Here is a 23,919-nt window from a genome sequence, read left to right as displayed (position 1 = left end):
TTGCATGTATTAGGCATGCCGCCAGCGTTCGTCCTGAGCCAGGATCAAACTCTCCATAAGAACTTTTTCACCATGCAAAGCATGATGAAAAGAGTTTTCCATAAAGAAATCAAATAGCTCATTTCTTGCTGACTCGAATCCGAAGATTCTTGTGTGTGTTTCTTTTCGACCAACCGAAGCTAGTTTAGTTAGAAACGTTTTGCTCAAGTGCGTTAGCACTCTCGCTGTATTTCATTGATGTTTTGCTGTTCAGTTTTCAAGGTTCATTTGTTGTAACTCGCTGTCGGTATTTGTCGTTCGCTCCCGACTGCTTAATCAATATAACATCCCCTAAAACGGATGTCAACAGTTTTGTATACTTTGTGTAAAGTTTATTGAGTTTTTATTAATCCCCACTACTTCAAGACTCAAAATCATATGCAATAGCCATAGAAAAACGGCCCCCTAATCCAGACTGGGAGCCGTTTGTTTCACTTTCATTACTCTATAAACACGAAGTACATGATAAAGATGATCCATAAACCATACATGATGGGATGGACTTCTTTTCTGCGTCCGCTTATAACCATCGTGATTGGATAGAAGATGAAACCAATCGCGATTCCTGTCGCAATGCTGTACGTAAGTGGCATCGCAATAATCGTAAAGAATGCCGGTACTGCAATTTCAAAGCGTTTCCACTCTATGTTTCCTAATGATGACGCCATCAATACACCTACAATGATTAATGCTGGTGCAGTTACTTCAGACGTAATGACAAACAGCAGCGGTGAAAAGAACAAAGCAAGTAGAAACAGGATGCCAGTTACAACGGAAGCAAATCCCGACCTTGCCCCTGCAGCTACCCCCGCAGTCGATTCAATGTAGGAAGTCGTAGTCGATGTTCCAAAAACTGCCCCAGTTACAGTCGCCATTGAATCAGCAAGAAGTGCTTTCCCCGCTCTCGGCAACTTATCTTCTTTCATTAGTCCTGCCTGATTAGCAACTGCAACCAGCGTACCCGCCGTATCAAAGAAATCAACGAATAGGAATGTAATAACAATAACAAGGAACTGAGTTGTAAATAACGAAGTCGGATCTTGGAATATCGCTTCGAATGCAGCACCGAATGTCGGAGCCACACTAGGTACACTAGAAACGATTTTATTGGGCAAATTAATGAGCCCGAAAATCATTCCTATTATAGTAGTTGTTATCATTCCATAAAATATAGCTCCATTAATTTTACGCACCATCATAATCACAGTTATGACGAGCCCGAATATCGCGAGTAATGTTGGACCCTTTGAAAGGTCACCTAAAGCTACAAGCGTATTTGGATCTGCAACGATAATATTCGCATTTTGAAATCCGAGGAATGTGATGAAAAGACCGATACCCGCGCCAACTGCAAATTTAAGTTGCGCAGGGATTGCATTAATGATCGTTTCCCGGAGACCAGTAAGTGATAATACAATAAATATGAGTCCTGAAAAAAGCACGCCCGTTAATGCCGTTTGCCAAGGAATCCCCATACCTAGTACAACACTGAACGCAAAGAATGCATTTAATCCCATACCCGGTGCAAGTCCAATCGGATATCTTGCTATAATCCCCATAAACAGTGAACCTACAGCGGCTGCTAGTGCTGTCGCGACAAATACAGCACCTTTGTCCATACGCATTTCATCAGGGATACCAGTTACGCCGTCAAGTGACAACATTAAAGGATTGACGATAAGAATATAGGCCATTGCAAGAAATGTCGTCAATCCCCCGATAACTTCTCGGCGATAATTCGTTCCAAGTTTGTCGAACTCAAAGTACTTTTTCATATATAACTTCCTCTTCAATTATTATTTTTTAGATAAAAAGAAGCATGCGATAGTACCTCGCATGCTTCTCGAAACAAATTCAAATAGAAGGGTTATCCCCTTCTATTGAAATCGTAGTCGAGACATTTAAGGTGTCCCGGTAGAAACTTCCGAGCCATATCCTCGGTTTTATACGATAATTCCTATTTTATTCCCACTCGATTGTGCCGCCTGGCTTTGGAGACAGGTCATAGCATACGCGGTTTACATTTTTTACTTCGTTAATGATCCGGTCAGTGATTTTTAGAAGAATTGGCCAGTCGATTTGTTCCACTGTCGCTGTCATCGCATCTACTGTGTTGACCGCACGAATAATGATTGGGTATTCATACGTGCGCTCGTTGTTGCGTACACCGACAGATTTGAAGTTCGGAATGATTGTAAAGTATTGCCAAACTTTTTGATCCAATCCTACGAGTGCAAATTCTTCGTGCAAAATAGCATCTGCTTCGCGTACTGCTTCAAGACGTACAGGCTCAATCTCTCCTAAAACACGTACCCCTAGACCAGGTCCTGGGAATGGTTGACGATAGACCATATCATGTGAAAGGCCTAGCTCAACACCACATGCACGTACTTCATCTTTGAATAACTGGAATAATGGCTCCACTAACTCAAATTGCAAGTCTTCCGGAAGTCCCCCAACATTATGGTGAGATTTTATGACTTTATGTGTTTTCGTACCAGATTCTACGATATCTGGATAGATTGTCCCTTGTGCTAAGAAGTCAATTCCTTCAAGTTTCCCTGCTTCTTCTTCAAATACGCGAATAAATTCATTACCGATAATTTTGCGTTTTTCTTCTGGCTCATCTACACCTTTTAGCTTACCTAAGAAACGCTCGCTTGCATCTACGTAAATAAGGTTTTCTTCAAGGTCTTCTGCGAACATTTTTATAACGCCCTCAGACTCATTTTTACGCATTAAACCGTGATTTACGTGCACGCAATATAATTGCTTGCCAATTGCCTTAATTAGCAATGCAGCAACGACAGACGAATCCACACCGCCTGAAAGAGCTAGCAGTACCTTTTTGTCGCCCACTTGCTCGCGAACTAAAGCAACTTGGTCTTCAATAAAGTTTTTCATATTCCAGTTAGCTTCCGCTTTACAAGTATTGATCACGAAATCTTTTAACAGTACTTTCGTTTCCTTTTCACTTGGCCATTGCTCGAATGTTTTAAGTGCTTTCGTAGAAGGATGACCCACACTAATAACCGGAATATTTAAAGCGTATATTTCATCTAATACATCAATCGCTTCACCATCAACGATATTATTTTTACCACCATTTAATATAACTCCTTTTACTGTTTTTAACCCTTCAATCGTTTGTGGTGTAATATCATGAGGGTGAATCTCACTATATACACCTAAATCACGAATCCAACGGGCTATTGTCGTATTCTCACTACTACCTAAATCCAATACTAAAATATTGTCCTGTTTCAAGATGATACAACCTCCTTCTAATTTTACCATTCCAGACTTTTCCATCTATTTTTACCATTTTTTTCATCGTGCAACATTACTATATTCCAAATGTCCCACAAGGTCTTTTCAAATAGAGAAAAACGCGTCAGAAAGTCCAGCTTTCTGCGCGTCTCATCATCTATAAAAAAAGCGAAAACAGCTCATATAGTATGAGCTGAATCCACCTGCATAGTCAAGTCATTTTCGGTGACTTGTAGAAACATCCGAACCATATTATCGGATATATATGAGGGCATCTTCGGCTTATTCTTTTTTCATCTTACTTCTATTTACGACAAAAATCAACCTGAAGTCCTATTAATTAAACCTTCCCATATTTCCTTCAATTCAAACCACTCATGATCGGTAATATTTCCACCATACAATCCCTTTTCATATGCAGTTGTAAGCATTTTCATTCTTTCTCCACCAAAGTATTTGTCAACACTCGTTGCATAATCAGATAATGTCATACCAGTTGCTCGCTTCAGACCTGAACGGTCTAGTTGCTTTAATAAACTGGTATAGCGTTTTGTAAATGTAACCCAGTCTTCTTGTTTAGTACGATGGGTATACACGAGTACTTTAGGCAGCCATTTCACCCTACCAACGAATAATCGCCAACCGGCGAAAATGACTATAAATCCAATTGCACCTACTAACCACAGATTATTTCGGATCCAAGTACCAACAGATTTGAAAATCTCACTACTTTTAAAGTCCTTATCTGTCTTAACCGTTTTTTTATCCTGCTTTTTCTTTGGTTGTTCAGGCTTTTTCACTTCCGGTGTTAATGTATCATCAAGGTTTAACTCGATATCATATTCAATATCCGTTAAGCTATTAAATCCGATCGTCGGTTCGTATGGCATCCAGCCAACACCAGGCATATATGCTTCGACCCACGAATGCGCCTCATTATTCGTAATCTGATAAACTTTCTCCCCCTCGTCATTTAAAACGAATTCTCCGGGAGCAAAACCTTTTACCCAACGTGCTGGAATATCAATCGAGCGTAACATGACAACCATAGACGTGGAAAAGTTATCGCAGTATCCCTTTTTGGTATCAAAGAGGAACTGATCTACATAATCATCGCCAGCCTTCGGAATAGCGACGCCCTGCTGCGAATAGACAAAGCCATTTCTTCCAAAGTACCTTTCGATTTCCTTCGTCTTTTCGTAAACACTTTCCTGGTTCTCTGTTATGTTTTTTGCAAGTTCCTTCACCCGCTCAGGTAATTGCTCTGGAAGTTGTAGATACTGGGTTAAATCTTCAGCTACCTCTGAAAAATCTTCCATCCTTGTAGCCCTTAACTTTTTCAAGCTGTAGTCGGGCTCTGTGAATTCGACTTGATACGAATCTAGGACCTCTTCCTTGCCCCCGATTTCTGTACTGTACTTCCCTGCCTCTTCCAAGTGTTGAAAAACAACATCCTTTGTTGCGTATACTTTATTCATCCCATAAGGATAAACAATAAAAGGGAATTTTTCCGACACCTTCAAATCGGCAAGTAGTTGGGCCGTATCTTCCACATTCCCTTGACCTGCAATTTCCCCCATCTTCATACCAGGAGTATAACTAGTCTGGACATCGTCAACAGATACCTGTTCCCAACCTTTTGAAGTGTATGTGTTTTTCGTTTCAATTTTCCAGTATTGTTCGCTAGCCACTTTCGCTTCAATAACTAATGTGGAATCCTGCACAAACGAACCGCCAAGTGTGGCATCATTTGTATCGTATCCACTTTTAGCTCCACCACCACCTTCCCCATGGCCTTGTACAATCGACTCAAAATAAGGAAGCGGATCTGGCCAGATGGGATCCTGTTTAGGTAGAAAGTTTGCAAGCGCCCCACTGACAACTACCGCAAAAAGAAGTGGAACGGATATCGCTAGGAACGTACCTGTCGGAATAGATGTGTTGTGCTTCTCCGCAAGCCTAGTAATCGCCAGCAAACCAAGAAGTAATAATCCCGTCACCATGATTCTGAAAATAGCGCCGCCTGCTGCATATCCACCGAAAGTATCAATGAACGCTATAAAAAGAATAGTCATTATATAAAATAGCAAAATGCTTTTTCTAACTTCAATCCAATGACGGATTAGATAGGTCGTCATCCACAGCAGCGCAAAAAATAACACAGTCCTGAATGGATTCGTAATACGCTCCCAGTCACCATTCATGATAATTGGTGCATTCGTAAGAAGGTTACCCGATAAATGTACTAGTGTTTCCTGCGTAAATAGTATCTTATCAAAAAATACATAATGAGTCGCTGATAAAATGAATAGTATCTTTGTAGGAACGACTATCCACCACTTTGCTTTAATTAAGGCCAAAAGAAATGACAGCGCAACAAATAATAAAAACAGTGTTAAATGGTCTGAATTAGTCAATTCAATAACCGGAATGAGCCATTCTCTTAATAAGATCAATGCGAGTATATACAGAATTAGTAGCAGTCGCCTATCAATTCGCGTTCCAGTCATAATCGCACCACCTCTTTAAAAGCATTTATAAACTGCTCCCGTTCTAACAAATGTACGGTTATTCCCTTTGATTTTGCTAATCGGATATCATCTTCAATTCTTTGCAGCGTTGGATCATCCCTCTTCACCACGACCATGCAAATAATGGAGTCAATATTTTTCACACTTAACATGACCGATTGTATGAAAGGCCCATCTGGGTTCCCTGTGATCAATACAATACTGCCACCGTGCTGAAACGCAGTTCCAAAGTCAGCTAGCGACGCTTCATTTATGGGCTTAATCTTCGCCAAGTGAACTAGCGCCATATGAAGTTGCTCTTCAGACTGTATAAATGGGAATAAGGAAGGTTTAGGGCCCATCGTCATTAAGGCAAGACCCGCCTGATGCCCTGATGCTTCTTTCAATATTGAAGCAGTAAGTTCCACTAGCTCCTCAAACATTTCCGTCTCTCTACCATCCATGATTATAAATAACTCCTGTGATCGTCTATCTTCGAACTCCTTCGTCATCAGGGTTTGCGTTCTAGCAAACGATTTCCAATGAATCCATGTCACTCGATCACCTGACTGGTAATTGCGCACACCCGTTGCCATTGTCGTATCTTTGACGATATTTAATGGTGAAGCCATCGTACCTTGGTCAAATTGTGTATTGAATGGAACATAATGAATACCTGTCATTTTCGGAAACACAAGAATCGTATTCTCCTCTTCAATAAGTCTCGTTTTCCGAAGCCATCCAAAAAAGTCGGAAATCTCAACTTTTACCCCTTGAAGTATATGTTCACCCCTGGGCATTTTTTCAATTTCGTATTCCCACTCAACTTCTTTACGAAATCCAAAAACAAACAGGCGTTTCAATTTTCCACCTGCCAAAATAGCTAGTTCAGGCTCCGCCCACTTTTCACTCGCAACAGTATAAAGCAAAGGAAATCGACCTTTGCGTTTAATAGATAAAGAAACAATCAACTTCTCACCATTTTGCACATGAGGTGTCCGAATGGTACGTTCCACGGTCATTTTCGACATTGGATAGAAAAATAATAATAGAGAATAGATTGTAAAAGGCAATATGATATAAAAAATAGTCCAGCTGACCATGCCGCCTTGGAACATAGCAAAAACAAATGTAGCAACCAAGACGAACAATACAAATAATAACCGGCTCGAAATATCAATCATTTTCTTAACGGTTGTCATTTCAACTGAACCTTATCTACGGGTACACGTACTTTCATCAAGATCCGTTCTATAATTTCCGAAGTGGAAACTCCTTCATACTTAGCTTCAGGACGTAAAATCATGCGGTGTCCAAATACGAATGGAGATAAGTACTGAACATCATCCGGTGTGACATAGGTTCTTCCTTTTATCATTGCATACGCCTGACATGCTTTCATAAGCGCAAGAGATCCACGTGGGCTTACACCTAAATAGACATATGGGTTATCACGTGTCTGCGAAGCACATTCCACGATATAGGATTTAATGGTATTATCAACTTTAACCTCCGTTACAGCCTTTTGAAGTTCGATCAATTCTTCAAGTGATACCACCGTTTCCAACGTATCAATCGGAACGGCTTTCTCCGCACGATCAAGAACTTCAATTTCTTCAAGCTTTGTCGGATAGCCCATCTTCAGTTTGAATAGAAAACGGTCTAGTTGCGCTTCAGGTAACGGGTATGTCCCTTCATATTCAATTGGATTTTGTGTTGCCATAACAAAAAAAGGTTGCGGAATCCGCATCGTTTCACCATCTATCGTTACGGTGGACTCTTCCATCCCTTCTAATAGAGAGGATTGTGTCTTTGGCGAAGTTCTATTGATTTCATCAGCTAGAATAATATTTCCCATGATTGGCCCTGGCCTAAATTCAAATTCCATTTCTCTAGGGTTGTAAATTGAAACACCAAGAACATCGGAAGGTAGTAAGTCAGGTGTAAATTGAATACGCTTAAAGTCCGCCCCGATTGACTTCGCCAACGCTTTTACCATCATCGTTTTTCCAACACCCGGCACATCTTCAAGCAGGACATGGCCTCGGGCAAGAAGCGCGGTAACGCTTAATTCGGCGATATTCCTTTTCCCAATCATCACTTTTTCAATATTGGTTAAAACTTTTTCAATCATCTCTTTATGTGTCATTTCAATTCCCCCAGTTGTATATAACATTCAATTTGTCCGAAAATTAACAAAACACAACTTAATAATACAGGATATCCCATTCTCACACAACTTAAGCGTTGAAGGGACATAAAAAAAGACTCCCATAGGAGCCCATAAATCACTTCCAATAATCATCAAAAATCGTAATTGGCATATGCCGTTTATGCTTTGAACGGAGAAAATGATTCTCGATTGCTATACGGGGTCCCTCCGACAACACTTCCCCCTCAAGATAATTGTCGATATCATCGTAGGTAACACCAAGTGCTACTTCATCAGGTACGGCCGGCCTGTCTTCTTCAAGATCCGCTGTCGGAACTTTCAAGTAGAGATGTTCAGGGCAACCAAGTTCCTTAAGTAGTTCTTTCCCCTGCCGTTTGTTCAACCTATAGATCGGCATAAGGTCTGCACCGCCGTCCCCGAATTTCGTGTAAAATCCGGTAATTGCTTCCGCGGCATGATCACTTCCGAGAACAATACAATTATGCATGGCCGCAACAGAGTATTGAACCTTCATACGTTCCCGTGCTTTTTCATTTCCTTTAGCAAAATCGGTCAACATGATGCCCGCTGCTGTCAATGCACGTTCACTCGCATCGACAGCTTCTTTAATGTTAACCGTGTAGATTAGCGACGGCTTAATGAATTCCAATGCATCCTGGCAATCCTTCTCGTCAAACTGAGAACCGTAAGGCAACCGAATTGCAATGAATTTATAGCGCTTTGTTCCCTCTTCATCATTTAATTCATCAACAGCAAGTTGGCCAAGTTTACCGACGAGCGTCGAGTCTTGCCCGCCTGAAATCCCAAGAACAAAGCCATTTAAAAACGGGTTTTTCCTTGCATATTCTTTCATGAAGTTAATCGATTTCCGTATTTCTTCTTCGGGTTCAATCATAGGCTGCGCCTTTAACTCGGCAATAATTCTATCTTGTAGTGTCAACTTCAACAAACCTCCTTATCCGTTAATAAAGTCTTCTACCATTTCCTGGACTTCCTGGATATTACGCATTTTATTGTCCCAACATTTTTGGCTTAAATCGACCGGATACTCCTCAGGGTTTAGCGATCTTTTATATTCATCCCATAATAATTCTAAGTTGCCTTTCGCGTAATCACGCATTTGTTGAAGCGTTGGATTATCGTAAATAATAACTCCTTGTTCCGCGACTTTGACATGTAGATCTTTTGCTTCGAAATTCGTAACAAACTTCGAAATGAATGTGTGGACGGGGTGGAACATTTTGATGCGTTTCTCGGATGTGGGATCTTCATCATGCATCGTAATATAATCCCCTTCAGCCTTACCATTTTCTCGATCAATAATTCGATACAACTTTTTCCGACCAGGTGTAGTCACTTTTTCGGTTGTCGACGAAATTTTGATTGTATCTTCCATTTCACCCGCATCGTTTTCTATGGAAACAATTTTATAAACAGCTCCTAGTGCAGGCTGGTCATACGCTGTGATTAATTTTGTTCCGATTCCCCACACATCTACCTTCGCACCTTGTGCCTTCAAGTTGAGGATTGTATATTCGTCCAAGTCATTTGAAACGACAACTTTCGCATCTGAGAATCCAGCTTCATCCAACATTCGGCGCGCTTCCTTGGATAGGAACGAAATATCTCCGCTATCTAAACGGACGCCGATGAAATTGATTTTATCACCAAGTTCTTTTGCTACTTTAATTGCCGTCGGAATACCTATTTTCACTGTATTATACGTATCTACTAGGAATACACAGTCTTTATGACGTTTAGCGTATGAATGGAATGCTTCGTATTCACTTTTATAGGCCTGAATCATTGAATGAGCATGTGTTCCCGCTACAGGAATATCGAATCTCTTCCCAGCACGAACATTACTTGTTGCTTCAACTCCGCCAATAAACGTAGCACGTGCACCCCATATCGCCGCATCCATCTCATGTGCTCGGCGACTGCCAAATTCCATCACTACTTCGTCCTTGACGACTTGTTTGATGCGGCTCGCTTTCGTCGCAATAAGTGTCTGATAATTAACGATATTAAGTAAAGCCGTCTCAATCAGCTGTGCTTCGATAAGTGTCGCTTCTACGCGAATAATCGGTTCGTTCGCAAAAACTAGTTCCCCTTCAACCATCGAATAGACATCGCCAGAAAAACGGAGTTCTTTTAAATAAGAAATGAAGTCGTCTTCATAACCGAGGTCATCCTTCAAATAGGCAAGATCACTTTCACTAAAATGAAAATCTCTTAAATAATCGAGAACACGCTCAAGCCCTGCGAATAGCGCATAGCCATTACCGAATGGCAAGTTTCTGAAAAACAGTTCAAAAACCGCTTTCCGTTCATGTATACCATCCGCCCAGTAGGATTCCGCCATATTGATTTGATATAAATCTGTATGTAAAGCCAAGCTGTCATCCGCATATTTCGAACTCATGTCAATCTCCTTCTTCCGAATACTAATGGTACAAGTATACACTATTTACCCTAAATCCGACTTAACATAACATGATGTAACATATCCTTTTTTCCTTTTCCCCAATTCATGATTGAATTTATCCTACTGAGCCATATTAAGAAGAATTGATTCTAATTAGGAGGTGTTTTTATGCAAAAAGACAATGAACGAGATGCAAACAAAAACAAACCCTTATCTGAAAAGATAAAAACGAGAACAATCAATCAAAATGGCATTCATGAAGAATTATCCCGTGAGTTCGCAACGCTTGGTGACCGAAAAAAAGCGATGATTGATTTTTATCGGTCTACAAAAAAATAAAACTTAAATAAGTAGAAAAGAGACTAAATCCTAACAACGGATTTAGTCTCTCTTCATTAATCATACAAGAAGGTATTAGTTACCTGCTTTATAATCGTTCAAAAACTCTTGAACTTTTGCCGAATCTGCCTTCAATTCATTCCCCGTATCGACCAGCGGGCTAACCGTAGAAACTGCCTTCTTTTTATTCCCTTGATAGAAATTAAGAATTTCATCTTGGTTGATGGAATATAGAACAGCCTTTCTTAATGTTTCACTTGTTGATACTTCACGATTTTTCGTATTGAAGAGTAAGTAGCTTACAGCGTTACTATCATTTTTTTGTAGGAATAACTTGCTGTCATTTTCAACTAAATCATATTTTGTTTCCGGAACACCATTAAACAAATGGATTTCACTGTTACGCAATGCTGATAGCGTGCTGTCCGGATCTTGTATAAAGCGTACAGTTACAGTAGATATTTTCGGTTCGTAATCCGTCCCTGCCATATAACCAGGGTTTTTGTAGAAAATTGCTTCATAATCATTTTTGTGAGACAGAATATATGGTCCGCTTGCATACAATGTGTTGTTATATTTGGCACCTTCCGTGACAGTGTTCTGGTCCCCGTAAGGAATATCTTTACTTACGTCAAACGTAGCAACATCATACGTATTGATGCTTTCAACTTGTTTTTTTGACACGATCCCTGCGGATTGGTGAGCCAAATAGTTCAGAACTTGTGGGAAAGGGTTAACTGTTGTCATTTTTACAACTTGGTATTTTCCAGAAGCATTGTTTGCTACAGCTTTATCAGAAACGAGCTCAGCGATCTTTACGTCCAAGCCCTTCTCCAGTCCTTCTCTAATCGTCTCGTTACTTCCGGATTGGAGACCATCCAATTCAGATAGATCCGTCACAACTTCCACATCCTGAATATGTTCATGCAAGCTATATGTGCGGTGATCAGGTACAGAATCCGGATCTTTTGCACGGTTCATCGAGAATATAACATCATCAGCGCCTACACGTTCACCTGTATCTACAGCTTTTCCGTCCGTAATTGATGCGAAATTGATATCATCACGAAGAAGGAAGTAATAAGCTGAATTGCCCTCTGCGATGCTGTGATTATAAGATAATGAGCCGTCTGAAACAACAACGTCATCATCTGTCAAGTTGACGAGACGCACATACATATTTGTATTCAATGTATTAATAGATCCATCGTTCCCTTTAATTGGATCGAGAGACGTCAAAGTTCCAATAGCTTGCTGAATGATTAGTGGATCCGTATCTCTTTTTGTTTCGTCAATGAAATCAATAGGTTCCCACGCAATTGCACGTGATTTAGCAAGCCTAACCGTGTCTACGTCGAGAATGTCCTTATTGACCCCTTGCGCTTTAAATGAATTATAAAGAGGTGCAATATAAGCTTTGTCAAACACTAGACGCTGTTCTAATTGCTTGTATGTCTCTGCAAACTCATTAGGCGTTTCTGTACTTGCTTTTTCAATCAATGCATCAATCTCATCATCAGCCATAATACTGTTATCACCGTCTGACTTGAACAGTGCTCGAACTGCATAATCCGGGTTCCCCGTAACTGTTGTCCAGCTAGATAATGCGACATCATAATTCCCTGCTTCTTTCTGTGCAGTGAAGCTTCCGTAATCAGGTTGAATATTCAATTTTACATCAAAGCCATTTTTAATAAGCTGATCTCGTACAATATTCATATCTTCTTCCCCAGAACCCATACCCAGAAGCTCGATGACCACTTTACTTTTATCCGTCTTTGGTTCTGTATTGTCATTCTTTTTATCGGAAACATCCGATTTGGTACTTACACATCCGGCCAAAACCACCATAACTGCTAGTAAAATCGTCAATAAACTTTTCTTCATTACTAATTCCCCCTCATTATTGTTCGGTATTTATGATCAATCCATTCTTGGATCAAAGGCATCCCGCAGTCCATCTCCCAAAAAGTTAAACGATAAAACAAGTAAGATAATCGCAAGCCCTGGGATAATGGCTAAATAGGAATGAGATTCCAAGTAAGTACTGCCGATTTTTAAAATATTTCCCCATTCTGGAATATGTGGTTCCACACCGAGTCCTAAGAAACTCAAGCTACTCGTCGCGATGACAGCGCCTCCGATTGTCAGTGTTGCTTTGACAATCATCGGTGCGAGCGAATTCGGTACTATCTGCCTAAAAATAATAGAGAAGTCTGATGAACCAAGCGCGCGTGCTGAATCGACAAATTCATAGTTCGATACCATCATGACATTCGCACGCATCGTTCGGGCATAGGTTGGTATAGACCCGACACTAAGCGCTAAAATAAGATTCGTCGTATTTGCCCCAAATGCCGCAATGATAGCAATCGCCAATAAAATTCCAGGAACAGCATATAGTACATCTAGCAGTCGCATAATGATATTGTCCGTCCGCTGACTGTAATACCCGGCTAATGCACCTAGGAATCCACCAATAACTACGGGAATTGCCGTTGAAGCAAAACCTACAAGCAGCGAAATTCTTGCACCAAAAATGATTCTCGAAAACAAATCCCGTCCGAAATTATCAGTGCCAAAAGGATAGGCAAGGCTCGGCTTTTGAAGTATTGCACCATAATCATTTTCAACCGCCATATCATAGTCAAATGTAAACGCACTGCAAATGGATACGGAAAACATAAGAATGATGAAAAACAAACCAAGTATTGCCGTTGAATTACGGGTGATTTTCTCCCAGATTGTATTCCATTTCAAAATTCTTGACTGATCATGACTGCGAATCTTTAAAATAAGGCTATAGCCAAGCAATAGTGCAAAAATATTGCCCGTCAACGCGGTAAACAGTAGAAATATGGCAACAATCATCATCCAAGCTGGTGCACTTTCTTCTTCAACATATTTCGCTGTGAGAATGAGTGTCACGACTTGAAAAATCATTACACCTAGTAGGATAATCATTGCCGCTAAAAATGTATCCGCCACATATGACTTAAACAAATTAAGCGATGATATCGCGATGATGAAAACCTGGGTGAGCAGCATATAGACAGCGAACATATACTCCGGTGTCTTCTGCTTTTTAATAAGATTGAATGCAAATGCTACAGTAAAAACATTTCCCGTTACTATACTGAATAGCTGCACGTAGCCGAGTTTTCTTGTCGAACTCCGAATTTCACCTATTGTCAGAAGGTCTCGCTTCACCATCAATGTAAGTATCATTTGGAAGATAGTGAACATAGCATAAGCCGTAAATATGCTAAAAACCGAACCTTTCAACTCCCCTTTTTCGAAATTGAAACTGTTCAGTAGCAAGACACTCGTCAGGATTAGAGAAATAATCCATGTGAAATTTGCTTGTGTATATTCCCTCGATAATTTCAATGCATATTTTTTAGTTAGCATCACCTTCACACCTTCTCCTGCTCTACGATTGCTTCATCTTCGAACGGATGCGAGGATCGAAAAACGCATACAAAATGTCGATGAGCACATTAACTAACGAAATCGTTATTGCAATATAGATAACTCCACCCATAATAGCGGGAATATCGGGAATGAACTGCTTGTCTACGATGTAACTTCCGATTCCGCTAATGTTGAATACTTTCTCAGTCACCGCTGCGCCCCCGAGCATTCCCCCGAATAACAGACCAATGACTGTAATAATCGGTATCATTGCATTGCCAATCGCATGTTTCCATAGAACCTGAAGCCGATTGAGGCCCTTCGCTTTTGCGGTGATGATGTAGTCCTCGTTGATGATTTCCAACATCGAAGAACGTGTCATCCTCGCAACCGATGCAGTCAAAGCAGTCCCAAGGACGACAACAGGCATAATTATAGACAGCCAGTTTTGAGGACTATATGTGGCTGGTAACCATTGTAATTTAATAGAGAAGTTCAAAATAAATAATAGGCCTTGCCAAAAGTTCGGGATCGATAATCCAATCAATGCAATAAACATGAATGAATAGTCCAAAAATGAATTCGACCTAGTCGCAGAAATGATGCCTACCGGGATGGCGATGACAATTGCCATCAGTAAGGATAAAACGGCAATTGTTAATGTGATTGGGAATTTATTTGCTATACTCGCTGCGACATCCTCATTGCCGGCATAAGAAGCACCTAAATCAAACGTCGCGATTCCTATTAGCGCATTCCATAATTGTGAAAAATATGATAAATCCAGACCATGCAATTGATTGAATGAAGCGATTTGCTCCTTTGTCGCCGCCTCACCAAGAATATTCGCGGCAGGATCAAACGGTGATAAGTAAAGAATCGTGAACACAAGAACTGCAACGCCAGCTATGACAAAGATGCTCATAATCAATCGTTCAACTATAAACTTGATGTACGGATTGCTGAACAAAAGAATAAGTAGATACATAAAGATGCCTGGAATGAATGAAGCAAGCAAGAACAACGGTTTTCCAAGCAACGATTGAAAGTAAGTTGAATACGTAACTTGTTGAATACCTTTCTGATCCGCTACCTGATTTGTTTTTTTTGTTAGCGTTTTTGTAAATTGTTCTTCGGCAAGCTCTTTCACTTGCCTATCTATTTCCAGCTCATTTACTTTTTTATTGAAGAATGAATGTTTCCGTAGTAATTGTTCTTTAAAATCAAGCATCGACGCCTCTTTATAACCTGATGCTGTTAATGATGCCCTTACCTCTTCATAAATTGATGAGTATGTATTGTCTCCCCTCTTCGACAGATAGAATAGACATACAATTAGATGAACCGGCAAACCTAAAATTAGTAGCCAATACTTATAAGTCGGTCGTCGCTCCATTTTGCCAAACGTATATTGAAGAACATCCGATAATCTAAAATAGGGTGTCGCTTCTTTATTCACTCCCATCGAAGCAATTCCTCCTTCCTGATATTGTTTAATCCCTATCGGTATAGTAAAGTATAGATTCGGTAACTATTTAAGTCAATGTAATTTTTAGTTAAATATAATTTCAGATAATAGGCAGGTGTTCTTATTGGAAACAGTATTAAAGGTAAGTGATCTACGAGTCTCGTTTCTTAGCCATGACAAGGAATTTGAAGCAGTGCGCGGTGTGAGTTTTGAAGTGAAGAAAGGTGAGACGCTTGGAATAGTAGGTGAATCTGGAAGCGGGAAAAGCGTGACAGCCCGCTCAATCATGCGCCTCCTCCCCTCTCCCCCTTCTTATCTAAAAGATGGAGAGATTGAATTTCAAGGTGAGAATCTCGTGCATAAAACGGAAAAAGAGATGGAGAGTATTCGCGGTCGCGATATAAGCATGATTTTTCAAGATCCAATGACTTCATTAAATCCAACAATTCAAATCGGGAAACAAATAGCTGAAAGTTTAATCAAACATCAGAACTTATCTAAAAGAGATGCGAAAAATCGTACCATTGAACTTCTGAAACTTGTAGGTATCCGTAATAGTGAAGCTCGTTTCAGCCAATATCCGCACGAATTTTCAGGGGGAATGCGGCAGCGTGTCATGATCGCGATTGCACTCGCTTGCCGCCCTACTCTACTGATTGCGGATGAACCGACAACTGCACTTGATGTGACAATACAAGCCCAAATCTTAAATTTGATGAAAGACATGCAGCAACGTTTTGGAACATCCATCATACTTATTACCCATGACCTAGGCGTTGTTGCCGGCATGTGTGATCGCGTCGCCGTCATGAAAGACGGTGAAATTGTGGAAACCGGAACGACGGAAGAAATTTTTGATAACCCTAAACATCCCTATACGAAGAAACTACTCAATGCCCTTCCACGTCTTGACGAGAAAAAGAAGCCTAAACGCGCTCCTTTACGTTCCATTGGTATAGCTAAAGGGAAACCGCTGCTAGAGGTGAAATCACTAAAACAGCATTTCGACGTTGGGAAAGGCAATATAGTGAAAGCCGTGGACGATATCAGCTTTCATATCAAACCTGGAGAGACGCTTGGACTTGTCGGTGAGTCTGGATCAGGTAAGTCAACGACCGGCCGCGCCATTTTACGCCTTCATGAACCGACAGACGGAGATGTGTTGTATCAAGGAATGGCCATCAACCGGCTTTCGAAAAATGAAATGAAAACGATGCGGCGTCATATGCAGATGATTTTCCAAGATCCGTATTCTTCACTTAATCCGCGTTTCAAAGTGCTTGATATTATCGGTCAAGCATTAGATATCCATCGGTTGAGTAAAAACAAAGAGGAACGCAAAAAGAGGGTAGAAGAGTTGCTTGTTATGGTTGGACTCGAACCGGCCCATGCAAAGCGCTATCCACATGAATTTTCAGGGGGACAGCGCCAAAGAATCGGTATTGCCCGCGCACTTGCCGTAGAACCTGACTTCATCGTTTGCGACGAACCGTTATCAGCACTCGATGTTTCTATCCAGTCGCAAATTGTGGAATTACTGGAAGACCTTCAGCATCGGCTTGGACTCACCTACCTGTTCATAGCGCACGACTTGTCTATGGTTAAGCACATTAGTGACCGGGTCGCAGTTATGTATGCAGGGAAAATCGTTGAGCTTGCCGATAGTGAAGAACTGTACTCTAATCCACAGCATCCCTATACAAAATCGCTACTCTCAGCGATTCCGATTCCTGACCCGAAAATAGAATCGAAGAAAAAACGAACGCTTATGGAAGATCAAATCGAGGAGGACAAATATCAACTATCGCATTCTGAGCTAATCGAGGTTTCGAATGGACATTGGGTAGCCATTCCAATCAATTAAAATATGTTTCAAATTTCATTTATTACAACATCTATCATATAATTAAAGATAAGCTGAGGAGATATGAACTTTTACGGTTTATAACTCCTTTTTTTTGCTTGTGCTTGCCTATTCTTTCGCAAGTTACTTTTTTAAAAAAGCATTTCTAACTTGTAATCTCTACAATTCTTGGCAATACTACCAATGAAAGGTCTCAATTCTCATTTTCACTTGTAATTATTTATGAAGGAGCTAAAGTCATTATGAATGGGTTATTAGACATTTTCGAGAAAAAGGGACCACGGCGTATTCTTATTTTCACTTTGATTATTTTAATTCTTTACAGCGTCAAAAGTATGATGAATATTATTTTGCTTACCTTTATTTTCGCTTTTTTGTTGGATCGGCTAATTGAGTTTACAATCAAACGTGTAAACTTTAACCGCAAGTTGCTAGTCATTCTACTGTACACGGTGATTGTTGGCTTACTGACAGTTGGTGTTGTAAAGTATTTACCTATAATCACAATGGAAATCAGTCAAATTATTGTAAGGATTACAAACTTCTATTCCACACCACATGATAGTGTACTGCTCACCTACTTAGAATCCGTCATCTCTAGTAATCAAATTGCAGCCTATTTGGAAAATGGTTTTTCATTTCTGTTAAAATATTTCTCTGATATTAGTAAAACAAGTATTCAAGTACTACTTGCCCTCGTATTAAGCTTATTTTTCCTGCTAGAAAAACCACGTTTAATAGAGTTTACAAACAAATTTAAAGATAGTAAGATTGCTCCTTTTTACTTCGAAATTAAGTTCTTTGGTAAAAAGTTCACCCGTACATTCGGGAAAGTGATTGAAGCCCAATTTATCATTGCAATTGTTAATACTTTCTTGTCCGTGATTGTATTGCTCATACTTGGATTCCCACAAATAATCGGGTTAGCAATTATGATTTTCTTTTTAGGACTCATTCCGGTTGCTGGGGTCATCATTTCACTTGTCCCTCTGACAATAATTGCTTTTACAATCGGAGGCTTCCTGAAAGTTGTTTACGTGATCATTGCAGTCATGATTATTCATGGCATTGAAGCCTATATTTTAAATCCGAAATTAATGTCTTCAAAAACGGATTTACCCGTTTTCTACACGTTTATCGTACTGATTTTCTCACAGAACTTCTTTGGCGTATGGGGACTCATTATCGGTATTCCCGTGTTTGTTTTCCTACTAGATGTACTTGATGTAACCAATAAAGAATCGGTGAACTCCAAGCCTATTCTGAAAAGCAAAAAGACAAGGTGAGATTTATCCTCCCTTGTCTTTTTTTATATAAAAACGCTATCTTTCCAGTTCTAGAAGTTGCATTTTCATCTCCAAACCAGCCCGGAAACCGCCCAACTTACCACTCTTCGCAATAACGCGATGACAGGGAATAATAATCAAGACCGGATTGGCACCGATAGCGGTTCCGACGGCTCGTACTGCATCCGGTTTTTCAATCCGCTCGGCAATGTCCGAATATGAAACAGTCTGTCCATAGGGAATTTCTTGCAATGCCTTCCAGACAATTTGTTGAAAAGGAGTACCGTGAAGATCAATTGGCAATAAGAAATTCCTGCGCTGCTCTTTTAAATAATCGACCAACTCGACAGCGTGCGGCTGTAGAATGTCCGCTTCTTCCGTCAATTTATGACTCGGAAGCCTTTTATTCACCCATGCTTCAAGTTCTTCAAATGGCGCACTCGGGGTACCGATATAGCATAGCCCCTCTGTCGTCGCAGCTAAATACATATTCCATTGTGAGTGATTAAGCAATGTCCAATACACGTTTTTTTTACTGTTCTTCTCCATTAATCTGTACCTCCATTACTCTTTTCCGATATTGTTTCGGTGTTTGTCCCGTTTTCATTTTGAATAGTGTGATGAAGTAGGACGAATTCGGTAGCCCCACACTTAAGCCAATCTCAGCAACTGACTTATCGGTTGTTGTAAGTTCAAAGATCGCTTTCGATATCCTAACCTTTTGGATATATTCAACAGGCGTCAGCCCCGTGATTCTTTTAAATGTTCGCTGTAAGTGATAAGGACTTCCATGGCAGTCGTCTGCAAGTATTTCTAACGTCAAAGGCTCATGAAAATGCTCGTCTATATATTCTCCAATTTGGATGACCCATTCTTCATCAGGCAAACGTAACCCAGTCGGTTTGCAACGTTTGCAAGGCCGGAATCCTCCCGCTATCGCTTCCGCCGCATCATTAAAAATACAGACATTTTCTTTTTTCGGATCCCGGGATTTGCAAGATGGTCGGCAAAAGATACCTGTCGATTTAACGGCATAAATGAAGAATTCATCAAACCCTGCATCGTTCTGTGTAATCGCTTGCCATTGTTCATCAGTCAATTGCCTGACTTGTCGATGACTACTCATGGAATCACCTCTTTCTCTTACATTAAGTATACGCCCTCTATTTCCAAAATAAATGCTTTTCAGGACGTAACAGCAAGATAGCGAAATTTTTCAATCTGGAATTATGGTACAACTAACATGTAGATATATAGAAATAAGGAATTCCATTGAATACGCTATGGCCTAAGTTTATATAGATAGTCATTTGTTCAACATACATGGCAGAGAAGGATCCACTGCTCAAACAAGCAGTAAATGAGTTTTATGGATTGCGAAACATCGGCAACCCCGACCTGTTCGAAGCATTATGTTGGGGAATTCTTGGTCAGTAAATCAATCTGACGTATGCGTATACGTTGAAAATGCGCTTTGTGGAGACGTTCGTAAAATCGATTGAATGGGAAGGACAGTTATAGTAGATATTCCCTGAACCAAAGGGAATTGCGGACCGAACATCTTTACATGAAATTGAAGAATTAATCGTCAAAATTAACCGAATGTATGACACAACCATCATCTGGATTACTCATAATTTAGAACAAGCCTTATCTATTGGAGATTACACTTGGGTTATGATGAATGGTCAAGTCATCGAAACTGGCGAAAGTGACCTATTGAAATCACCAACAAATGAATTTGTGAAGCAGTTTGTACAAGGAGGCGTAGAATGAGTTATCTTACGTTATCCATCACACTTATATTTGTTATCATACCTCTACTTTTATCAAAGACTCTGCATTTAGATTTGGAAAAAGACACAATAATCGCGACAATTCGGTCCATTATCCAATTGCTCGCAGTCGGCTATATTCTTAAATTTGTCTTCGATTCTGAAAATATATTGTACATTTTGTTAATGATTACATTAATGATTACATTAATGATTGCAGCAGCAACACAAAACACCCGTATGAAAGGAAAAGCCATCAAGGGAATCACTTGGAAAATCGCTGTCACATTACTTGTTGTCGAAGTACTAACCCAGAGTATCCTACTAGGCTTTCAAATCGTACCGCCAACCGCACAATATATCATTTCAATCAGCGGCATGGTCATTGGCAACTCAATGGTGCTATCAATCCTATTCCTTAACCGGTTCACAGCTGAGATTGAAGCGCATCGTGATGAAACAGAACTCATCCTTTCTCTCGGTGGAACGCCAAAACAGGCCATTCATAGACAACTTATCAACGCAGTCAATACAAGTATGATTCCAACAATCGAAAGTCAGAAGACAATGGGCTTGGTTCAACTTCCAGGTATGATGAGTGGTCAAATCATCGCAGGTGCGGACCCCATCCAAGCAGTTCAGTTCCAATTGCTCATCATATTCCTATTATTGACGACCGCTGCAGTGACAAGTGTATTACTTGGGTTTTTATCGTATTCAATCAGCGGATGCAGTTACTGAAAGACGGATTTTAATAATTCACTCTTGTTTTATTTTCCATGTCATGATAAAGTTATTGAAATTGTTCTTTTCTCATAATTCCATAATTTGATTCTTATCAAGAGAGACCGAGGGATTGGCCCTATGACGTCTCAGCAACCAGCCTGTTCAGGTACGGTGCTAATTCCTTTAGGTGTGCATTTCCCTAGAAGATAAGAAGATAGTCTACGATATTTCGGGGACCCTCTTCTTACTAGAGGGTCCCCTTTTTTAATACAAAAGAAAAGGGTGACTACAATGACAAAACGAAGTTTAGAGACAATTTTGGTGCAATTAGGAAATAACAGCGATCCGAAGACCGGCGCGGTTAACCCGCCAATTTATTTATCAACAGCGTACAAACATAAGGGGCTCGGTCAATCAACTGGCTACGATTACACACGGACAAAAAATCCAACCCGCTCCATATTGGAAGATGGAATTGCAAACTTAGAGGGCGGCGATGCGGGTTATGCGTGCAGTTCAGGTATGGCAGCGATTCAGCTTATTCTAACGCTATTCCGCCCTGGAGATGAATTGATTGTTCCAGAAGATATTTACGGAGGCACATATCGCTTACTCGAACAGTATTCCGACGTTTACTCAATCGGAACAACGTATACGAATTTCGCAGATGTGAATGAGACCGAGAAGTTAATCACTTCCAAGACAAAAGCACTTTTCATCGAAACACCTACGAATCCACTCATGCAAGAATTTGATATTCGCCTATACGCAGACCTTGCTCTAAAGCATGATTTACTATTGATTGTCGACAACACATTTTTAACACCTTATTTCCAAAGGCCCATTGAACTCGGTGCTGACATTGTCATGCACAGCGCAACGAAATATATCGGAGGACATAACGATGTCCTCGCGGGACTTGTCGTTGCAAAAGGTGAAAAACTTTGTGAACAACTAGCCGCCAACCATAATGCTATCGGCGCGGTCCTTTCCCCTTCCGATTCATGGCTAATTATCAGAGGGCTGAAAACACTGCATCTGAGAATGAAGCAGCATGATTCAAACGCGAAAATAATCGTCAATTATTTGAAAAATGAACCGCAAGTCGCGGATGTTCTCTATCCAGGAAAAGGTGGCATGCTGTCATTTCGTTTGAACGATAGTGAATCGGTCGGACCATTCCTTGAAAATCTGCAGCTCATTACATTTGCAGAAAGTCTAGGTGGTGTGGAAAGTTTCATCACTTACCCAGCAACACAAACCCATGCGGACATCCCACGTGAAGAACGGATACGACGTGGCGTCTGCGACCGACTTTTACGTTTTTCTGTAGGAGTGGAAGAGGCTGAAGATTTGATAGCAGATTTGAAGCAAGTGTTTGCAACTTTGAATAGTGGGGTGCTTCAACGATGAATTTGAATAAAGAGCGATTGGAAACTACCCTCATCCATGCATCGACACGCGGGGAGTACGAACAAAAAACAGGTGCTGTCAACGTACCTATTTACTTATCTTCAACGTTTCATCAGGAAAGCTTTGATGCATTTGGGCCGTATGATTATAGCCGTTCGGGCAATCCAACGAGAGATGCGTTGGAAAAAACAATTGCCTCACTGGAAGGCGGTGCGCGAGGATTGGCCTTTGCTTCCGGAATGGCTGCCATCTCGGCTACATTTATGCTTCTTTCTTCAGGCGACCATATCGTTGTGACCGAAGATGTCTATGGCGGCACATACCGATTCGTAACCGAAGTATTGCCGAAATTCGGTATCGACCATACCTTTGTAGATCTAGCCAATGTCGAGGAAACTGCAAATGCAATTCGTCCGAATACAAAAGTAATCTATATTGAAACACCATCCAACCCTCGTCTAGGCATTACGGATATTGAAGCGATTGTTGAACTTGCAAAAGCGAATGACTGTCTGACTTTTCTTGACAACACCTTCATGTCGCCACTTTACCAACGTCCACTGGATCTTGGCGTTGATATCGTTGTTCATAGTGCTACCAAGTTCTTATCGGGGCATAGCGATATCATTGCCGGATTGGCAGTTACAAAGGGTGAAGAACTTGGCAATCGATTGGCATTCATTCAAAACTCTTTCGGCTCTATTCTAGGTGCGCAGGATTCTTACTCGTTAATTCAAGGTATCAAAACGTTAGGTGCCCGTTTAACACAGTCATCTGAGTCGGCACATAAAATAGCCTCATACTTGAACGACCATTCTTTAGTGGAAGAAGTGTTTTATCCAGGGTTAGCAAGTCATCCAGGACACGAAATCCACGCGAAACAGTCAACAAATCCAGGAGCTGTCTTATCTTTCCGCTTGCCTAACAGAGAGACAGCAAAGGCATTTGTTGAAAACGTTCAGATACCTATTTTCGCAGTCAGTTTAGGCGGTGTTGAATCAATTCTGTCCTATCCCGCAACGATGTCCCATGCCGCCATGCCTAAAGAACAACGGGAGAAACGCGGCATTACTGATGGTCTGTTACGCTTTTCTGTCGGGCTCGAACATGTCGATGACTTAATTGCCGATTTTGATCAAGCCTTGATAAAAGCAAATGAAAGAATTTCCATACGTAATTAAGTACCTCTAAAAAAATAGTATTAAATTGGAAAG

Annotated in this window: 18 protein-coding genes, 1 rRNA gene, 2 pseudogenes and 3 riboswitches; of the genes and pseudogenes, 8 read left to right on the top strand and 13 right to left on the bottom strand. The window is 40.6% G+C overall.

Features of this window, described 5'->3' with window-relative positions; all coding sequences use genetic code 11:
- From I2484_RS15295 to I2484_RS15260, 8 genes are all read right to left on the bottom strand, one after another.
- Positions 1 to 60, bottom strand: a 16S ribosomal RNA gene (locus tag I2484_RS15295); the annotation flags it as partial.
- 419 nt (positions 61 to 479) lie between these two features.
- Positions 480 to 1,814, bottom strand: a complete 1,335-nt coding sequence (locus I2484_RS15290) for an NCS2 family permease (RefSeq protein ID WP_207151912.1) — start codon at positions 1,812 to 1,814, stop codon at positions 480 to 482.
- A 94-nt stretch (positions 1,815 to 1,908) separates the two neighbouring features.
- Positions 1,909 to 2,010: riboswitch (purine riboswitch) on the bottom strand.
- Positions 2,002 to 3,336, bottom strand: a complete 1,335-nt coding sequence (gene guaA / locus I2484_RS15285; RefSeq protein WP_255551480.1) for a glutamine-hydrolyzing GMP synthase — start codon at positions 3,334 to 3,336, stop codon at positions 2,002 to 2,004. Its footprint overlaps the riboswitch before it by 9 nt.
- Positions 3,337 to 3,497: 161 nt before the next feature.
- Positions 3,498 to 3,598: riboswitch (purine riboswitch) on the bottom strand.
- A 31-nt stretch (positions 3,599 to 3,629) separates the two neighbouring features.
- The gene (locus I2484_RS15280; protein WP_207151911.1) at positions 3,630 to 5,819 is read right to left on the bottom strand and encodes a DUF4129 domain-containing transglutaminase family protein; all 2,190 of its coding nucleotides are present in this window, start codon (positions 5,817 to 5,819) and stop codon (positions 3,630 to 3,632) included.
- The gene (locus I2484_RS15275; protein ID WP_207151910.1) at positions 5,816 to 7,021 is read right to left on the bottom strand and encodes a DUF58 domain-containing protein; all 1,206 of its coding nucleotides are present in this window, start codon (positions 7,019 to 7,021) and stop codon (positions 5,816 to 5,818) included. Before I2484_RS15275 ends, I2484_RS15280 begins: the two co-directional genes overlap by 4 nt.
- A complete protein-coding gene (locus I2484_RS15270; protein WP_207151909.1) occupies positions 7,018 to 7,968 on the bottom strand; it encodes an AAA family ATPase in 951 nt (316 codons plus the stop codon). Before I2484_RS15270 ends, I2484_RS15275 begins: the two co-directional genes overlap by 4 nt.
- A 139-nt stretch (positions 7,969 to 8,107) precedes the next feature.
- Entirely contained in the window at positions 8,108 to 8,932 is an 825-nt protein-coding gene (gene nadE, locus I2484_RS15265; protein ID WP_207151908.1) for an ammonia-dependent NAD(+) synthetase, read from the bottom strand.
- Between the two features lie 15 nt (positions 8,933 to 8,947).
- The gene (locus I2484_RS15260) at positions 8,948 to 10,417 is read right to left on the bottom strand and encodes a nicotinate phosphoribosyltransferase (RefSeq protein ID WP_207151907.1); all 1,470 of its coding nucleotides are present in this window, start codon (positions 10,415 to 10,417) and stop codon (positions 8,948 to 8,950) included.
- Positions 10,418 to 10,588: 171 nt separating this feature from the next.
- Between I2484_RS15260 and I2484_RS15255 the strand changes: the two genes are divergently transcribed.
- Positions 10,589 to 10,759 (top strand): hypothetical protein, encoded by a 171-nt coding sequence (locus I2484_RS15255; protein ID WP_207151906.1) that lies wholly within the window; start codon positions 10,589 to 10,591, stop codon positions 10,757 to 10,759.
- 75 nt (positions 10,760 to 10,834) lie between these two features.
- On the opposite strand, the gene I2484_RS15250 is transcribed toward I2484_RS15255, so the two are convergent.
- The 3 genes from I2484_RS15250 to I2484_RS15240 are packed head-to-tail and all read right to left on the bottom strand — an operon-like array spanning position 10,835 to position 15,638.
- A complete protein-coding gene (locus tag I2484_RS15250) occupies positions 10,835 to 12,646 on the bottom strand; it encodes an ABC transporter substrate-binding protein (RefSeq protein WP_207151905.1) in 1,812 nt (603 codons plus the stop codon).
- Between the two features lie 36 nt (positions 12,647 to 12,682).
- On the bottom strand, positions 12,683 to 14,170 hold the full coding sequence (locus I2484_RS15245) for an ABC transporter permease (RefSeq protein WP_207151904.1): 1,488 nt from the start codon (positions 14,168 to 14,170) through the stop codon (positions 12,683 to 12,685).
- Between the two features lie 22 nt (positions 14,171 to 14,192).
- The gene (locus I2484_RS15240; RefSeq protein WP_207151903.1) at positions 14,193 to 15,638 is read right to left on the bottom strand and encodes an ABC transporter permease; all 1,446 of its coding nucleotides are present in this window, start codon (positions 15,636 to 15,638) and stop codon (positions 14,193 to 14,195) included.
- 127 nt (positions 15,639 to 15,765) lie between these two features.
- On the opposite strand from I2484_RS15240, the gene I2484_RS15235 reads away from it, so the two are divergent.
- Both I2484_RS15235 and I2484_RS15230 read left to right on the top strand, forming a co-directional pair.
- Positions 15,766 to 17,505, top strand: coding sequence for an ABC transporter ATP-binding protein (locus tag I2484_RS15235; RefSeq protein WP_207151902.1), 1,740 nt, complete (start codon positions 15,766 to 15,768; stop codon positions 17,503 to 17,505).
- A 242-nt stretch (positions 17,506 to 17,747) separates the two neighbouring features.
- Positions 17,748 to 18,791 carry an AI-2E family transporter gene (locus tag I2484_RS15230; RefSeq protein WP_207151901.1) on the top strand — a complete coding sequence of 348 codons (1,044 nt, stop codon included), beginning with the start codon at positions 17,748 to 17,750 and terminating at the stop codon, positions 18,789 to 18,791.
- 36 nt (positions 18,792 to 18,827) lie between these two features.
- Here I2484_RS15230 and I2484_RS15225 read toward each other — a convergent pair whose 3' ends face one another.
- Both I2484_RS15225 and I2484_RS15220 read right to left on the bottom strand, forming a co-directional pair.
- Complete coding sequence (locus I2484_RS15225; RefSeq protein ID WP_207151900.1) at positions 18,828 to 19,340, bottom strand: methylated-DNA--[protein]-cysteine S-methyltransferase; 513 nt, start codon at positions 19,338 to 19,340, stop codon at positions 18,828 to 18,830.
- Positions 19,324 to 19,917, bottom strand: a complete 594-nt coding sequence (locus tag I2484_RS15220; protein ID WP_207151899.1) for a bifunctional transcriptional activator/DNA repair enzyme AdaA — start codon at positions 19,915 to 19,917, stop codon at positions 19,324 to 19,326. Before I2484_RS15220 ends, I2484_RS15225 begins: the two co-directional genes overlap by 17 nt.
- Positions 19,918 to 20,114: 197 nt before the next feature.
- On the opposite strand from I2484_RS15220, the pseudogene I2484_RS21585 reads away from it, so the two are divergent.
- The 5 genes and pseudogenes from I2484_RS21585 to metC form a co-directional block, all read left to right on the top strand.
- Positions 20,115 to 20,306: pseudogene (locus I2484_RS21585) on the top strand (DNA-3-methyladenine glycosylase); the annotation flags it as partial.
- Positions 20,307 to 20,342: 36 nt separating this feature from the next.
- Positions 20,343 to 20,567, top strand: a pseudogene (locus tag I2484_RS22030) (phosphate ABC transporter ATP-binding protein); the annotation flags it as partial.
- Positions 20,564 to 21,307, top strand: coding sequence for an ABC transporter permease (locus tag I2484_RS15210; RefSeq protein WP_207151898.1), 744 nt, complete (start codon positions 20,564 to 20,566; stop codon positions 21,305 to 21,307). The pseudogene I2484_RS22030 and the gene I2484_RS15210, both read left to right, overlap by 4 nt.
- Positions 21,308 to 21,398: 91 nt before the next feature.
- Positions 21,399 to 21,505: riboswitch (SAM riboswitch) on the top strand.
- Positions 21,506 to 21,583: 78 nt separating this feature from the next.
- Entirely contained in the window at positions 21,584 to 22,705 is a 1,122-nt protein-coding gene (locus tag I2484_RS15205) for a methionine biosynthesis PLP-dependent protein (RefSeq protein WP_207151897.1), read from the top strand.
- Positions 22,702 to 23,886 carry a cystathionine beta-lyase gene (metC, locus tag I2484_RS15200; protein WP_207151896.1) on the top strand — a complete coding sequence of 395 codons (1,185 nt, stop codon included), beginning with the start codon at positions 22,702 to 22,704 and terminating at the stop codon, positions 23,884 to 23,886. Before I2484_RS15205 ends, metC begins: the two co-directional genes overlap by 4 nt.
- The last annotated feature ends 33 nt before the right edge of the window (positions 23,887 to 23,919 follow it).

It is taken from the genome of Sporosarcina sp. E16_8 (assembly GCF_017347095.1).
Classification (GTDB): Bacteria; Bacillota; Bacilli; order Bacillales_A; family Planococcaceae; genus Sporosarcina.
This window is presented reverse-complemented; position numbering and strand designations above follow the sequence as displayed.